The organism is Shewanella pealeana ATCC 700345 (assembly GCF_000018285.1).
GTDB classification, from domain to species: Bacteria; Pseudomonadota; Gammaproteobacteria; order Enterobacterales; family Shewanellaceae; genus Shewanella; species Shewanella pealeana.
This window is the reverse complement of sequence record NC_009901.1, coordinates 2820438-2836551: the sequence shown is the minus strand read 5'-3', so window position 1 is coordinate 2836551 and position 16114 is coordinate 2820438. Positions and strand designations below refer to the sequence as shown.

Genomic DNA, 16114 nt, shown 5'->3' with positions numbered 1-16114 from the left:
GCTATAGGCAAGGAGAGCCATAAATAACCTTAAAAATAAGTGAGTAAACTCAGTGTTATCACGTCTTAGAAATCTAAATAGTATTCAATTCACACTTATACTTGCGATTTATTATGTGTGCGTACTTAATATTCCGCTTTTTCAAATTATCAAACAGGGCGTGGATAAACAAGCCGATGTGAATATGGCCTTTATTGCGACCATGCCTTTTTTTCTGTTATTTGCACTGTCTTTTTTATTTAGTATTTTTAGTGTGAAGTACCTGGCAAAGCCATTCTTCATCATTCTGACCCTGATATCATCGAGTGTGTTTTTTGCCGCTTTTCAATATGGAGTGGTTTTTGACTACGGCATGATTGAAAACACCGTTCAGAGCAATCAATCGGAGGCGGCGACCTACCTTAATTGGGCATCTGTCCTCAATTTCGCTGTGACGGGGCTAATACCTTGCTTGCTTATATATAAAGCCAATATTCAATACAAACCCTTTAGTAAGGAGTTACTGCATAAGGCCGTGTTTATGCTGTCTATGCTCGCGGGCATAGTGGTGATAGGCATGTTCTATTATCAAAACTACGTCTCTTTTGGCCGTAATAACGACATCATTAAGCGTTATGTTATTCCTACCTATTTTATTGGTTCTACCGCCAAGTACATTGATGTCAACTATCTGCAACAGCCGCTTGAGTATAAACAGCTTGGCCTAGATGCGAAAAATACCACGGCTAAAACTAATTCTAAAACCCATCCGCAAACTAAGCCTAATTTAGTGGTGCTGGTGGTCGGCGAAACGGCAAGAGCGGCTAATTATCATTACTATGGTTATGACAGACCAACCAATGCGCATACCAAAGTTCAAGGCTTAATCGCATTTCAAGATACGCACTCTTGTGGCACTGCAACCGCAGTCTCTTTACCTTGCATGTTTTCAAGAATGGATCATAAAAATTACGACTCTCGTCGTGCAATGGCTCAAGATAATGTCATCGACATACTGAATCATGCAGGCATTCAACTCGAATGGCTCGATAATGACAGCGGCTGTAAAGGGGTTTGTCAGAACATAGAGCATGTGGTTATCGACCATAACAGCGATCCCAAGCTATGCAACGGCGAATTTTGTTATGACCAAGTCTTAATAAATGAGCTGGATAAACGCCTTAAGACGATTGAGCGAAAAGACACCTTGCTGGTGCTGCATATCATTGGCTCCCATGGGCCGACATACTATCTGCGTTACCCTGAGCAACACCGGCGCTTTGTACCTGACTGTCAGAGAAGTGATATTCAAAACTGTACTCACCAACAGCTGGTTAACACCTATGACAATACGATTTTGTACACAGATTATATTGTGTCACAGGTGGTCAAAGAACTAGAGGGGGAGAGTAAGCAATTTGACACTGCAATGCTTTATATCTCGGATCACGGTGAGTCATTAGGGGAAAGCGGTATGTATCTTCATGGTACGCCGTATTCATTTGCGCCAGGTGAGCAGACTAAGGTGCCTTTATTAGCTTGGATCTCTAACGGATTCGCCGAACAAAATCGTCTGGATCTAACCTGCCTAAATAAAGAAGCGGCTAAGGGAGGTTTTTCCCATGATAACTTGTTCGATAGCTTACTTGGCTTGATGAATGTGAAAACCAGTATATATCGCCCAAGTACCGATATTTTCTTGGGTTGTAGGAAATAAATAGTCATTAATCAGTAAATTTATTTGAAAAGGGGGTGGCAAGCCCCTTTTTTTTGTTTAAAGTATTGATAATCATGGAAATCGATCGAGAGGCGTCAATTTATGGATATGGCACAACATTTGTCTGAAACAGAGCTGTCAGCAAAAATACTGCGCCACGCTGTACCAAAAATGTCAGAATTAAATATTCCTGTCACCCCTGAAAACTATGCGGTTTGGTATGAATACTATAAAGGGATTAATCTCGATCTGAAGCGTGCGATAGATGGTTTATTAGCTAATAACCTTGCCTTTACTCCTACCATGAGTGAGGAGCTCTATAGGACTTATATCCAGGTCCACTCACCTGAACTCATCGAAAATGTTCAAACAGAAACTCACATACTCATCAATAGCTTATTGGCAAAGATAGCGAGTATGAGTAAGGGCACATCACGTTTTTCTGAGTCGTTGACAGAATTTGACACGGCTCTCAAAGATGATCCTGAACCTGCTGTATTACAGGATTTAGTGAACGGTATAACCTCTGAGCTCGATGAAATAATCAGTGCCAATATTGATATGGATAAGAGCCTCACCAGCATGAGTGAAGAGGTAGATGCGCTAAAAACAGAGATGGTCGAACTTCGTTCTGTAGTGATGACAGACCAACTGACGTCACTGAATAATCGCCGAGCATTTGACAAAGAAGTGATAAGCCACATCGATAGTTTCAATCTTTCGAACGTTGAAAGTAGCTTGTTGGTTGTCGATATAGATTACTTTAAGAAATTTAACGATGTTCACGGCCATTTAATCGGTGATAAGGTGCTCGCCTATGTGGCTCAGGCACTTAAGAATGCCGTGAAAGGGGAAGATTTTGTGGCACGTTATGGCGGCGAGGAGTTTGTGGTCTTGCTGCCTAATACCTCACATCAAGATGCCCATAAAGTTGCCGAGAATATTCGGATCAAGATAGCAGGTCGTAATCTAACCATAGGTAAAGAGAAGAAGTTACCCCTTGGAAATGTCACTGTCTCGGTGGGCGTGGCCTCACTTAAGGCGAGCGACGATAAAGACAGTTACTTTATTCGCGCCGATGAAGCCTTATACCGGGCAAAGTCATCTGGGCGTAACTGTGTTATTGGTGAAAGGGTTGCCGAAGAACTGGTATAGAACGAGCGCAGTCAGTTTACTCGTCATAAGCTCACTTGATTATGCACTTGAGCAAGCACTTAAATAAATAGAGCCATTAAGAATCTGTCTTAATGGCTTTTTTACGCTTGAGAAAGGCTTAGTCAGCTTTTAAGTCCATATGCATGTTAATCAATCGATCTTCCATATCGAAGGTTACGCTAAAGCCTAAACGCTTTGCTAGGCTCGCCATGTTTCTATTTTCAAACATGGTAAAACCAGTGAGGACTAAGGTGTCATTGTCTTTGTAATACTTGACTAGTTTCTCAAGCAACAGTTTACCTAAACCTTGGCCCTGGTAATTACTGCGAACAGCCATCGCAAATTCAGCCTCAGTATTATCGGGATCGATAGAGGCTCGTATGGCGCCTAACGTGGTTTCTTCTCCATCCTCGCCAATCGCTGTTGCGATAAAGGCCATCTCTCTGGCGTAATCAATTTGAGTTAATACCGCCATCTCTTCATGGGTCATCTTAGAGCGAACCCCAAAGTAGCGCTTGTATCTATCCTCATCAGAAAGGGAGTTATCAAAAGCCAGATGTTTAGGCTCATCTTCTGGCAAAATTGGCCGTAGCATGACCTTATTGCCATTCTTAAGGGTAACCATCTCTTCGAGTTCTTTTGGATAAGGAGAGATTGCCAGCCTCGAAGCGTTATCAACCGGTTCTTGCTGTAGACCGATATTAACATCGAGTAGAGTGATCTGCTCACCTGCGCACAACACGGGGTTTAAGTCGAGAGTGGCGATTTCAGGGCAGTCAATAATTAAGTGTGAGATCTGGGTCAGCATGACGCAAAGTGCATGCATATTTAGCCCTAGTGGCAAATGCCTATCCCTGAGCTTTTGGGTTTTGAGGGCTTGGATCACCATATAACGCGCCAGCGTCATATTAAGAGGGGGAAGGGCAACGACCGCATCTTTAGTGGGTTCCCATTCCGAGCCGCCTTCACCTAGCAAAATTGCCGGACCAAAAACAGGATCATTAGCAACCGCGACTCTTATCTCCTGCGCACCGGCGGTGAGCGCCATTTTCTGCACTATGAGTCCCTCAATCCGAGCATCGGGATTAACTGAGATCACCCTTTCAATCATGGCATTGGCTGCATGTTCAACTTCTAGATCGGAAGTGAGATTCAGCATCACACCTTGTATGTCAGATTTATAGTGAATATCCGGTGACTGCAGCTTTAACGCAATAGGGTAACCAGCCAGCTTGGCAAACTCAACGGCTTGCTCTGCAGTTGTCGCAAACCAGGTATCGATAGTGTTAAGTCCATAGGCACTTAAAATTGCACGTGATTCATGGGTTTCTAAAACGGTTTTACCTTGGTCTAACGCCTGTTGTAACTTTTCACGGGCCAATGTGGAATCGGCAGGAATATTATCAGGAATGGATTGCGGCACTTCTTGCAGTAGCTTTTGGTTACGACGGTACTCAACCATATGCATAAAGGCCCCAACGGCACCCTCTGGTGTGCGATAGGTCGGAATGCGAGACTTTGAGAAATGCTTACGGGCCTCATAGGCTGAGTCTTCGCCGCTCCAGTTGGTAAGAATATTGATTTTGTGCCGATTGGGGTGCTTAGCAATAGTATCTGCAATGGCTTCGGCGACCCCGACACTTTCACCTAACGCTGAGGGTGAGTGCAAAATTAAGATCGCATCGAGATCGTCACTGTCCATTAAGATCTCAAGAGATTTAGCATAACGGTTTGCATCTGAATCACCTCCGATATCAATCGGATTCTGGCGAGACCAGCTTTTAGGAAGTAATGCATCCAGACGCTGATAGATCTCGGGGGACAGTGATGGTAATTTGCCTCCGCCTAAAATCAGTTCATCCAATGCCAAAACGGCAGGGCCACCACCATTACTGATGATCCCAAGACGCTCGCCTTGCAAAGGCCGTGAGTGGGCTAAGGTTTCTACTGCGGCAAAGAGCTCGATAAGATCGTTAACCCTGAGCATACCTGCACGTCTGAAGGCGGCTTCATAAACAGCATCGTTTCCAGACACGCCACCAGTGTGTAACTGAGCGGCGTTGCCGCCCTCAATACTTCGGCCAGACTTAATCACTAATATGGGTTTATTACGTGACGCCGCCCGCGCCGCAGACAAGAAGTGACGCTTTTCGTTAATCGAGTCGATATAGAGCAAAATGGCATCGGTTTTGGAATCTCTTCCCAAGTAATCCAAAAGCTCATCAAAGTTAATATCGTTGGCATCACCGAGAGAGATAAAAGAGGAGAAACCAATGCCTTTGTTATTTGCCCAGTCTAGTACCGTGGTGCAGATAGCCGCTGATTGCGATACGAATGCTATCTTGCCTGGCAGGGCACTGGTGTGAGCAAGGCTGGCGTTTAAGCCTAAGTTTGGCAATATCATCCCCAAACTATTGGGGCCCAAAATCCGCATGCCATACCTATCGGCAAATTGCTGCATCTGACTTAATAGGCTGACACCTTCCTCGTTAAATTCATCGGCCATACCAGAGGCCATAACAATGGCGACCTTACAGCCAAATTGAGCCAAAGTTTCAATGATGCTAGGTACGCTGCTTGCGGTGGTGCAGATAATGGCAAGATCGGGAATAAGTGGCAGAGCCTGAATGTTGGGATAAGCTAACACCCCCATCACCGCTTCATATTTTGGGGTCACCGGCATGATAGGTCCCGAGAAACCACCGGAGAGCAAGTTCTTCATCAAGACATTACCGGCTCGTTTGGGTTTATTTGAGGCGCCAATAATGGCCACTGATTTAGGTTTGAAGAGTGTATGAAGAGTGCGTTGGCTCATGAACTTATCCTACAAGTCAGTATGTTATGAGTGTACATGAGCAGGAACGTTTTACCATAGGTGAATGGTCGAAATTAACGCCTATGAGGGCGATAAGTGTACCTCCTGTTAGGTGCTATTGAAGTTAAGGTAAAAGAACAACTTATCAGCCACCAAACTAGAGTCACCAAGCTAACAATAACCTTGAGTAGTCCGTAAAGATTTCCGTCCTAGTTAGCTAATTTAACCCCAAGCTGTCTCTTAGACTTTACTCTTACTTTGTCGACAATTTGTCGGTGCATTGTTGACTATTTGTATTTAAATGGCTAGATTGTCGACAATCCATTAAAAACTAATATTGTATTTAACTGATGACTTTTTTTAACGAACAGCCTGTTACCAGTGCCGATAAGACCTTTTTCCAGCTACGTAAAGCTATCGTAGAGGGCGAGGTTTTGCAGGGCTCAAAGTTAAGTGAAACTGAGTTGTCGACAAAATATGCCGTTAGTCGAGCGGTGATCCGTGAGGCGATTAATCGTTTAGAGGCTAGTCACTTAGTTGAGCGTAAAGCCAATGTTGGCGCAAGGGTGGTGAGCCTTACCGCCGAAGGGCTCGTTGAGCTTTATCAGGTGAGAGAGTCTCTGGAGGGCATGGCGGCAAGGCTTGCCGCAATAAATATGACCGATCAAGAGATCACTGATCTACAAGCCTTGCTCAACAGTCACTTTGAAAAGGTCCAATCGGCAGGCTCTTATTACCAGGAAGCAGGTGATGTGGACTTTCACTATCGCATCATTCAAGGCAGTAAAAACAAACACCTTATCTCTATGCTGTTTGACGGCATATATCACCTAGTGCGTATGTACCGCGTACAGCTAGGGATGACGGGGCCACGAGTGACTACCGCCTTCGATGAGCATAAACACATAGTACAAGCGATTTGTAATCGTGATGCAGAACTCGCAGAGATGCTGATGCGTCGCCATATTTTGTACTCAAAATCTAGTATTCAAAACAAGCTAGCTAATGATTAAGCAACACCATAAAAAATCAACAACTGACAGTAATAACCTTATAAATTTTGCAGTGCTTGAGCTAAGCCCTAGTACAGAGCTAAGTACAGAGCTAAGTACAGAGCTAAGTACAGAGCCAAATACAGACTACAGCACAGTGAACGATAAACAAAAGGATCAGCACATGAGCGCAGGTAAGAAGTTTCGCGAGGCATTAGCCGCTAACAAGCCCCTACAGATAGTAGGTACCATCAATGCTTATTCAGCCATGATGGCAAAAAAGATTGGTCACCAAGCTATTTACCTTTCTGGTGGCGGGGTGGCAAACGCCTCTTATGGTCTGCCGGATCTCGGCATGACATCGCTTAATGATGTGATTGTCGATGTGCAGCGTATTACTTCAGCCTGCGATTTACCTTTGCTGGTGGATATCGACACTGGCTGGGGCGGCGCATTTAACATTGCTAAAACCATTCGTGATATGGAAAAAGCCGGCGCAGCTGCGGTGCACATGGAGGACCAAGTGGCGCAAAAGCGTTGTGGTCATCGTCCTAATAAAGAGATTGTATCAACACAAGAGATGGTCGATCGCATCAAGGCCGCGGTGGATGCCCGCACCGATCCTGACTTTTTCATCATGGCGCGTACCGACTCTTTCGCCCAGGAAGGCTTAGAAGCAGCGATTGCCCGCGCTAAAGCCTATGTGGCCGCAGGCGCTGACGGCATTTTTGCAGAAGCGGTTAAAACTGAAGAGCATTACCGCGCATTTGCCGATGCTCTCGATGTACCTATCCTTGCCAATATTACTGAATTTGGCCAAACCGAACTGTGGAACAAAGAGCAACTAGGCGAATGGGGCGCCTCTATGGTGCTGTATCCGTTAAGTGCCTTTAGAGCCATGAACAAAGCTGCCGAGATGGTGTACACCTCAATTCTTGAAAATGGCGACCAAAAGGCTGTGGTTGATTCAATGCAAACTCGCATGGATCTATACGATTACTTGGGTTACCACGATTATGAGCAAAAGCTAGATAAGCTGTTTTCAGAAGGCAAGAACTTGTAATTCAGCCTCAATGGTTAACTAAAGAAATAAGCTAAAGATTTAAAGCAATAGACAGTACCTTACAAACGATAACAAAGCGTCAGTGTGACGGAATCGCGCTGGTGTATAACGATAAGAAGCCCTGCAACCTAGTATTGATGGGGTAAAAAAACTAGAAGGAAGAGAGCAATGGTAGATAAGACTGAGGTTTCAAACAAGGCAGTTGATAAAAAGATTGGTGGCGCAGGCCTTCGTGGTCAAAGTGCTGGTGAAACAGCCCTATGTACAGTGGGCAAGTCAGGTTCGGGGCTAACCTATTGTGGTTACGACGTGTCAGACTTGGCTGATAATGCCACATTTGAAGAGGTAGCCTACCTGTTGTTTAACGGCGAGTTACCGAATCAAACTGAGCTCGATCATTATAAAACTGAATTGTTTGCTCAGCGCGATCTTCCACAAGCGCTTAAAGAAGTACTGCAACGTATTCCAGCCGATGCACACCCAATGGACGTGATGCGTACCGGTTGTTCATTTTTGGGTAACCTAGAGCCTGAGAATGACTTTACTCAGCAGAATAAAGCCTCTAATCGTCTATTAGCCGCGTTTCCTGCCATCATGTGTTATTGGTATAAGTTCTCGCACGAGGGCGTTGAAATCGACTGTGTAACAGACGAAGACTCTATCGGCGGTCACTTCCTGCACCTACTCAATGGCAAGGCGCCATCGGAGCTACACCGCCGCGTCATGGATGTGTCGTTAATTTTATATGCGGAGCATGAGTTTAACGCATCAACCTTCACCGCCCGTGTTTGTGCCTCAACCCTGTCAGATATGTTCTCTTGTATTACAGGCGCTATCGGTACACTACGTGGCCCGCTGCATGGCGGCGCAAACGAAGCGGCTATGGATATGATCCAAAAGTTCTCATCACCACAAGATGCTAAAGAGCAGATGGCGGGCATGCTTGAGCGTAAAGAGAAGATCATGGGCTTTGGTCACGCGATTTACCGCGAGTCAGATCCACGTAACGTTATCATCAAGGCTTGGTCTAAAAAGCTTGGGGCTGAGTTTGGTGACAGCTCGCTTTATGATATCTCTGTAGCCTGTGAAGAGTTTATGTGGGACAGCAAGAAGTTGTTCTGTAACGCCGACTTCTTCCACGCATCGGCTTACCATTTTATGGGTATTCCAACTAAGTTATTCACGCCAATCTTTGTCTGTTCACGTTTAACTGGCTGGGCGGCACACGTGATGGAGCAGCGCTCTAATAACCGTATTATCCGCCCAAGTGCAGATTACACGGGTAGCGAGCCACGCAAGGTTAACCCTATTGGTGAAAGATAGACCTTAGATTCTAGAACGCGACTTCGTCACGGCTAGAGCGTCGCTACGCTCCTGCTAGAGCCTATACAGTCAAAAGATAACAGCAGTACTTTTTAGGCTTTTGATTGTATAGCAGGGCGAAGCCCGTTCTAGCCGCGAAGCGTCCTAGCAGTGAGCTTGCGAACGCTCTAGTACCTAGGACCTAGGACCTAAAAGCGAAGCGTCCTCGAACCTTGCACCATATTTAAACTGGAACGCATTATGACCCAATTAAATACCCAATACCGCAAAGCGTTAGCTGGTACAGAGCTCGATTATTTCGATACCGAAGCGGCTGTGAATGCCATCAGCCCGGGTGCTTATGCCAAACTGCCCTATAGCTCTCGTGTGTATGCCGAGAACCTAGTACGCCGATGTAGCCCTGAGTCATTAAATGACTGCCTAAGCCAGATTATTTACCGTAAACGCGACTTAGATTTCCCCTGGTATCCAGCCCGTGTCGTGTGTCACGACATTCTAGGGCAAACCGCACTGGTTGACTTAGCGGGTCTGCGTGACGCCATTGCCGACAAGGGCGGCGACCCGTCAAAAGTGAACCCAGTGGTTCCCACACAATTGATTGTGGATCACTCACTCGCGGTTGAGCACGCGGGCTTTGAAAAAGATGCCTTTGAGAAAAACCGCGCCATCGAAGATAGACGTAATGATGATAGATTCCACTTTATCAACTGGACCAAAACCGCCTTTGAAAATATCGATGTCATTCAGCCGGGTAACGGTATCATGCATCAAATCAACCTTGAGAAGATGTCGCCCGTTATCCAAGCCCGAGATGGCGTTGCCTTCCCCGATACCCTAGTTGGCACCGACAGCCACACGCCCCATGTTGACGCTCTGGGCGTTATCGCAATCGGTGTTGGTGGACTAGAGGCTGAGAGTGTGATGCTCGGGCGCCCATCGTATATGCGTCTACCCGACATTGTGGGTGTTGAGCTGGTGGGGCTACGCCAACCAGGCATTACCGCAACCGATATCGTATTGGCTGTTACCGAGTTTTTACGTAATGAGAAAGTGGTTTCAACTTATCTAGAATTCTTCGGTGAAGGTGCAGCAAATCTGACATTGGGCGATCGCGCGACTATCTCCAACATGACGCCAGAATTTGGCGCAACCGCAGCCATGTTCTATATCGATGATAAGACAATCGATTACCTAAAGCTGACTGGCCGTGATGATAGCCAAGTTAAGCTGGTTGAGACTTATGCTAAACAAGCAGGACTTTGGGCGGATAGCCTAAAAGATGCGGAGTATGAGCGTGTGCTACGTTTCGACCTATCAAGCGTTGGCCGTAACATTGCGGGACCATCTAATCCACATCGCCGCGTAGCAACTGCCGAACTTACTGCAAAAGGTATTAGTGCCCCCTTTGCCAATAAAGCTGAAGAGGAAGCCGGCCTAATGCCTGATGGCGCTTGTATCATTGCCGCCATTACCAGCTGTACTAACACTTCTAATCCACGCAATGTGATTGCAGCGGGTCTACTTGCCCGTAACGCCAACGCCAAAGGTCTGACTCGTAAACCTTGGGTAAAAACATCTTTGGCCCCAGGTTCAAAAGCGGTGCAGCTCTATCTGGAAGATGCCAAGCTATTACCCGAGCTTGAAGCGCTTGGCTTTGGTATTGTCGGTTTTGCCTGTACTACCTGCAACGGCATGAGCGGGGCGTTAGATCCTATCATTCAGCAAGAGGTTATCGACCGCGATCTATACGCAACGGCAGTGCTCAGTGGAAACCGAAACTTCGATGGCCGTATTCACCCGTACGCTAAGCAAGCTTTTCTTGCATCTCCGCCATTAGTGGTAGCTTATGCGATTGCAGGCACCATTCGTTTTGATATTGAAAAAGACGTGCTGGGCCAAGACAGTAACGGCAACGATATTCTGCTTAAAGATCTATGGCCTACGGATGAAGAGATTGATGCGGTGATCGCTCAGAGTGTTAAGCCTGAGCAGTTCCGTAAAGTCTATGAGCCAATGTTCGACCTCAAGGTCGACTACGGCGACGATAATCAGCAGAAGGTTAATCCTCAATATGACTGGCGTCCACAGAGTACCTATATCCGCCGTCCACCTTATTGGGAAGGCGCGTTAGCAGGTGAGCGCACCATGAAAGGCATGAGGCCGCTTGCGGTACTCGGCGACAACATCACTACCGACCATCTATCGCCATCAAATGCGATTATGCTCGACAGTGCTGCGGGTGCGTACCTTGATAAGATGGGGCTACCGGAAGTCGACTTTAACTCTTATGCCACGCACCGTGGTGACCATTTAACCGCTCAACGTGCGACCTTTGCTAACCCTAAGTTGTTTAACGAGATGGTGACCAAAATTGGTAAAAACGGCGAAGTTGAGGTAAAGCAAGGCTCTTATGCTCGTATCGAGCCGGAAGGTGTTGAGTCACGCATGTGGGAAGCGATTGAAACCTACATGGAGCGAAAGCAACCGCTGCTCATCATCGCTGGTGCAGATTACGGGCAAGGCTCTAGCCGAGACTGGGCAGCCAAAGGCGTACGCCTTGCAGGTGTTGAGGTGATTGTAGCCGAAGGTTTTGAGCGTATTCATCGCACTAATCTTGTGGGTATGGGCGTATTACCGCTTGAGTTTACCAATGGGGATAACCGTCATACATATCAGATTGATGGCACTGAGACCTACGATGTACTTGGTGAACGTACACCGGGCGCGTTATTGACCGTGATCATGACTCGCAGTAACGGTGAAGTGGTTGAGATCCCAGTTAAGTGCCGACTCGATACAGCAGAAGAAGTCTCTATCTATGAAGCGGGCGGCATATTACAACGCTTCGCCCAAGATTTTTTAGAGTCTTCAACCAGCTAGGAGTCTTCAACATGAGCCTTCAGCGGGCAAAGAGGGAATCTGCGGATAAAGCGCCTTCAGCCAATAAAGAGTAGAGTTTTAATCTTTGCTCTTTAATCTCGCAGCTGTAAGCAGATACTTTAATATCGTTATCCTGATGAGACGCCGCAAGTACATCATTATAGGCTCTGCGGTGGCATCCATGCCACCAAAGCTCATCTTTATAACGATATAAAACCTCACGCTCATGTTGTTTGATTTTACATATGACTAATGGCTCAAAAAGAATTCAAACGGTAAAACTTATGACCACATCAACAGACCAGAAAACAAAATTCCCGCCGCAAATCAAAGTGCCTGCAACCTATATGCGTGGCGGCACCAGTAAAGGGGTGTTCTTTAATTTAACCGACTTGCCAACGGAAGCGCAGGTAGCAGGCGCTGCCCGTGATGCGCTGCTGCTAAGAGTCATAGGTAGTCCAGATCCTTATGGCAAACAAACTGACGGCATGGGCGGCGCAACATCGAGCACCAGTAAAACAGTGATCCTTGCCAAGAGTGACAAGGCCGATCACGATGTCGATTACCTGTTTGGCCAAGTCGCTATCGACAGACCTTTTGTCGATTGGAGTGGCAACTGCGGCAACTTAACTGCCGCTGTGGGATCATTTGCAATCAGTAACGGTTTAGTCGATAGCAGCCGCATTCCTGAAAACGGTATTGCAGTGGTGCGTATTTGGCAGAAAAACATCGGTAAAACCATTATCGCTCATGTACCCATCACCAACGGAGAAGTGCAAGAGACGGGGGAATTCGAGCTTGATGGTGTCACGTTCCCCGCTGCCGAGGTGCAAGTTGAGTTTTTAGACCCAGCCGATGGTGATGGCGCCATGTTCCCAACAGGTAACTTGATTGATGACCTAATCGTGCCAACCGATGTAGTAGCTGGTGGGGTACTGCAAGCCACCATGATCAACGCAGGTATTCCAACCGTGTTTATCAATGCGGCAGAGTTGGGTTACACAGGCTCAGAGCTGCAAGAAGCTATAAACGGCGATGTTAAAGCGCTTGCCATGTTTGAGACGATTCGTGCCCACGGCGCAGTGCAGATGGGGCTGATTAAGCATATCGACGAAGCGGCAAACCGTCAGCATACGCCCAAAGTGGCCATAGTAGCAGCACCAGTGGACTACACATCATCCAGTGGCAAAGCTATAGATAAAAACACTATCGATTTAAATGTACGCGCACTGTCTATGGGCAAGCTTCACCATGCCATGATGGGCACCGCAGCCGTCGCTATCGGCACCGCAGCAGCTATCCCTGGCACGCTAGTCAGCTTGGCAGCAGGTGAGGGGCAGAGTAATGCAGTTAACCCTGGCTTTGTCACCTTTGGTCATCCATCTGGCACCCTAAAGGTCGGTGCAGAGGCAAGCCAAGTCGATGGTGACTGGCAGGTCAATAAAGCCGTGATGAGCCGCAGTGCTCGAGTACTGATGGAAGGTTGGGTGAGAGTACCTGCGGATCCGTTAATGTCGGAAAGTTAAGCCCAAACCTAATAAAAATAAAGAATCAAACCAAAGCAAAGAACCCAGTACAAACTGGGTTCTTTGCGTTAAAAACGATAGAGAGCAAATTAGTCGTGAAAACTGCAGTTTTAGCGTATCCTAGCGGCCATTAAATTTAATACTGCTGTTTATGAACATTGACGTAAAAGATATATCCGATCCTGTAATCAACTCAGAAGTGACCTGCTCAAACTGCCAAGCCTGTTGTTGCCGTTTAGAAGTCATGATAGTGACCGACACCGGCGTACCTGATGAGCATATCAGTATTGACGAGTATGGCGCTGAAACCATGTTGCGTCTGGATGATGGCTGGTGTTCAGCAGTCGATAGAGACACCTTAATGTGTACTATCTATGAGAACCGCCCATGGATCTGCCGCCTGTTTGAAATGGGATCGTACGAGTGCATCAGCGAGCGTAAAGAGCTGCTTTAAATTTTTCTATTCCCTTTATAACAGAGTATGACGGCATTTCTTTTGTGTATGAGTTATGTCGTTGATAACGCTTTGCCTCATATCTGCAGGCTGCAGATAAAATTAAGCTGTTGATCCGTTTTTCGGTATTCGTGATCAGCTGCCGGTAGCGAAATTCAGCAATTAAATTAGTCGTGTTAGAACTTGTCTGCTTTTTTATAAAGCAAAGCTGCACCGGGATTGAAACATAATTAACGCTTGCTTAGGTACTTCTATTTCATCATGTGATTATACAGCTGTATATTTCATGTTTGACACTATGTTACTATCGCCCATACCTAGTTATCTTCAGTAAATTATTTACGATTCAATTTCGTAGTGGATGTTCATGCTAAAAATGAGACATCTATATGATTTTTAAGAATAGGCTCACTTGTATTTTTTATACAAACACGTATTGTATGGGCATATATTAAAGGAGTAAGTGCTTAAGGAAGAGACGCTTCAAGATGAGTCTAAATCAAAGTGCGGTTCACACAATTAGTGAGCTCTATATTTGATACTCAATCCAAGTCTGCCTTGCCATACATTTATAAGTGCTTACCACGCTAACGCTATGTTGCTTGGAGTGTTATGTTAAGGTTTAAATCCGCGTTATCTGTTTTATCAAAATCATCCCCGTATGCGGTGCGTACTCTGCATCAAAATGATAACTCTATCGAAGATCAGATAAAGAATTATCTATTCATTACGACCAACATTGAACAAGCTTTTAAAGAAGCACTCCTTAGTGCAACAGAAGATGACATTATCTTTTTATGCGGCAGTAGTGGCGATGGTAAGTCTGAAATCTTAACGCGTTATTGTGAAATGGCGATGTTTAAAGACCGCTATAAGTTTCACTTAGATGCGACCCATAGCTTTTCACCAACCTCTAATGCAATCCAAACACTTGATACTTTATTTGAAGAAAACCGTACTTCTAATAAAACGCTCGTAGTTGGTATTAACGTCGGTATGCTTGGCAACTATGCGCAAGAAGGCGCAGAGCAGCACGATGATATTAAATCATCGATAAAAAGCTTCCTTGATGACTCGCCAACCGAGTCAAATCACCAGTTTTTAGACTTTGAGAAGTTTCCCAAGTTTGTATTAGGGCAAAATGGTTACACGGCCGAGTTTGTAAAAGAGCTGTTTCAAAAGCTCACCGCGCCGACTAATAACATCATCCGCGACCATTTTGAGCACGAAAAAACACTAACGCAAGCAGTAGACAAAAAGTTGTGTGCCAATTATGAGCTCTTAAGTGATGAAGCGGTACAGCAAACAATTATTGAGCTTTTGTTTAAAGCTAGATTAGTTAAGGACCAGTTCCTTACCGCACGTGCATTACTTGATTTTGTATTTCATTTATTAGCAGGGCCTGGTTACTTATTTGATAACTTATTCACCGGTTTTGATAACGAATTAGCCAGTAAAATTGTAGATTTTGATCCTGCTAATATCCGAACGCAGCATATAGATAAATTCATTTTATCGAGAAGTTTAGGCTTACCTGATCATAACTATGAGGTATTTGTAGAAGCCCTTCTATTAAAGGGCTTTACTCGTTCCCTAGCGCCTGAATCTTATCTAAGACTGTTTTACTTGTTAAAAAATTCAGAGTTTGCTAACAACTATCACCTTTCATTTTGTGCTGACTTCCAACAAGATCTGATTAAGAAATATTCTGAGGTTTGGCACCTACATTGTCACTTTGATGGTTCTGATGAGCATAAGTTGGCATTACGCCAATATTATAAAGATGTAGCAATTGCTGCTATCCATAAATACAACAATCGTAATGCGCCAAGGCTAGGCAAAGGCGAGTTCTTTATTTCTGAACACAATGGTTTCCAGTTAGCTGCAGATTTAGAGCTTAAAGTTCATGTGCCCCAGATAGCCGAAGATAAAGAGACTAAAACGTCACACTTCAATACCTATTTTAAAGTGGGTAAACGTATCGTGAAATTACCGACAAACATCAACTTATTGAGTCTGATGCTACGTATTGTTGAAGGCTATCGCCCTAATAAGCACGATAAAAATACCGTCGTGCTCTTAGATGAGCTTGTTGAAGAGATAGCTGAAGTTGCTAATGAAACGAGTACTTTGCACATACTTTACAAAAATGACCGATACAAAATTGCAAACGACGATTTTGATGAATTTGAAGTGAGTGGCCTATAATT

The 16114-nt window shown here is 45.3% G+C and carries 10 protein-coding genes; 9 read left to right on the top strand and 1 reads right to left on the bottom strand.

What is annotated here, in order from left to right; translation table 11 throughout:
* The first annotated feature begins 52 nt into the window (after positions 1–52).
* Together SPEA_RS12260 and SPEA_RS12255 are read left to right on the top strand one after the other, a co-directional pair.
* The gene (locus SPEA_RS12260; RefSeq protein WP_012155562.1) at positions 53–1696 is read left to right on the top strand and encodes a phosphoethanolamine transferase; all 1644 of its coding nucleotides are present in this window, start codon (positions 53–55) and stop codon (positions 1694–1696) included.
* Positions 1697–1798: 102 nt separating this feature from the next.
* The gene (locus SPEA_RS12255; protein ID WP_012155561.1) at positions 1799–2851 is read left to right on the top strand and encodes a GGDEF domain-containing protein; all 1053 of its coding nucleotides are present in this window, start codon (positions 1799–1801) and stop codon (positions 2849–2851) included.
* 118 nt (positions 2852–2969) lie between these two features.
* Here the strand turns inward: SPEA_RS12255 and SPEA_RS12250 are convergent, their stop codons facing one another.
* The gene (locus SPEA_RS12250; protein ID WP_012155560.1) at positions 2970–5666 is read right to left on the bottom strand and encodes a bifunctional acetate--CoA ligase family protein/GNAT family N-acetyltransferase; all 2697 of its coding nucleotides are present in this window, start codon (positions 5664–5666) and stop codon (positions 2970–2972) included.
* Between the two features lie 350 nt (positions 5667–6016).
* Here SPEA_RS12250 and SPEA_RS12245 point away from each other — a divergent pair, with 350 nt between their 5' ends.
* The 7 genes from SPEA_RS12245 to dptF all read left to right on the top strand — a co-directional run bounded on the left by SPEA_RS12245 (position 6017) and on the right by dptF (position 16112).
* Positions 6017–6679 carry a GntR family transcriptional regulator gene (locus tag SPEA_RS12245; RefSeq protein ID WP_012155559.1) on the top strand — a complete coding sequence of 221 codons (663 nt, stop codon included), beginning with the start codon at positions 6017–6019 and terminating at the stop codon, positions 6677–6679.
* A 163-nt stretch (positions 6680–6842) separates the two neighbouring features.
* Complete coding sequence (gene prpB / locus SPEA_RS12240; RefSeq protein WP_012155558.1) at positions 6843–7721, top strand: methylisocitrate lyase; 879 nt, start codon at positions 6843–6845, stop codon at positions 7719–7721.
* 168 nt (positions 7722–7889) lie between these two features.
* Positions 7890–9044: a bifunctional 2-methylcitrate synthase/citrate synthase gene (prpC, locus tag SPEA_RS12235; RefSeq protein ID WP_012155557.1), complete on the top strand. Its 1155-nt coding sequence runs from the start codon at positions 7890–7892 to the stop codon at positions 9042–9044.
* Positions 9045–9284: 240 nt separating this feature from the next.
* Positions 9285–11924 (top strand): Fe/S-dependent 2-methylisocitrate dehydratase AcnD, encoded by a 2640-nt coding sequence (gene acnD / locus SPEA_RS12230; RefSeq protein ID WP_012155556.1) that lies wholly within the window; start codon positions 9285–9287, stop codon positions 11922–11924.
* A gap of 284 nt (positions 11925–12208) precedes the next feature.
* Positions 12209–13450 carry a 2-methylaconitate cis-trans isomerase PrpF gene (prpF, locus tag SPEA_RS12225; RefSeq protein WP_041411492.1) on the top strand — a complete coding sequence of 414 codons (1242 nt, stop codon included), beginning with the start codon at positions 12209–12211 and terminating at the stop codon, positions 13448–13450.
* Positions 13451–13601: 151 nt separating this feature from the next.
* A complete protein-coding gene (locus tag SPEA_RS12220) occupies positions 13602–13904 on the top strand; it encodes a YkgJ family cysteine cluster protein (RefSeq protein WP_012155554.1) in 303 nt (100 codons plus the stop codon).
* Positions 13905–14516: 612 nt separating this feature from the next.
* Positions 14517–16112 (top strand): DNA phosphorothioation-dependent restriction protein DptF, encoded by a 1596-nt coding sequence (dptF, locus tag SPEA_RS12215; RefSeq protein ID WP_012155553.1) that lies wholly within the window; start codon positions 14517–14519, stop codon positions 16110–16112.
* The last annotated feature ends 2 nt before the right edge of the window (positions 16113–16114 follow it).

Coding starts and splice junctions, on each gene's coding strand:
- acnD (WP_012155556.1), top strand. CDS start 9,285: ATGACCCAATTAAATACCCAATACCGCAAAGCGTTAGCTGGTACAGAG.
- prpB (WP_012155558.1), top strand. CDS start 6,843: ATGAGCGCAGGTAAGAAGTTTCGCGAGGCATTAGCCGCTAACAAGCCC.
- SPEA_RS12220 (WP_012155554.1), top strand. CDS start 13,602: ATGAACATTGACGTAAAAGATATATCCGATCCTGTAATCAACTCAGAA.
- SPEA_RS12250 (WP_012155560.1), bottom strand. CDS start 5,666: ATGAGCCAACGCACTCTTCATACACTCTTCAAACCTAAATCAGTGGCC.
- SPEA_RS12255 (WP_012155561.1), top strand. CDS start 1,799: ATGGATATGGCACAACATTTGTCTGAAACAGAGCTGTCAGCAAAAATA.
- prpC (WP_012155557.1), top strand. CDS start 7,890: ATGGTAGATAAGACTGAGGTTTCAAACAAGGCAGTTGATAAAAAGATT.
- dptF (WP_012155553.1), top strand. CDS start 14,517: ATGTTAAGGTTTAAATCCGCGTTATCTGTTTTATCAAAATCATCCCCG.
- prpF (WP_041411492.1), top strand. CDS start 12,209: ATGACCACATCAACAGACCAGAAAACAAAATTCCCGCCGCAAATCAAA.
- SPEA_RS12245 (WP_012155559.1), top strand. CDS start 6,017: ATGACTTTTTTTAACGAACAGCCTGTTACCAGTGCCGATAAGACCTTT.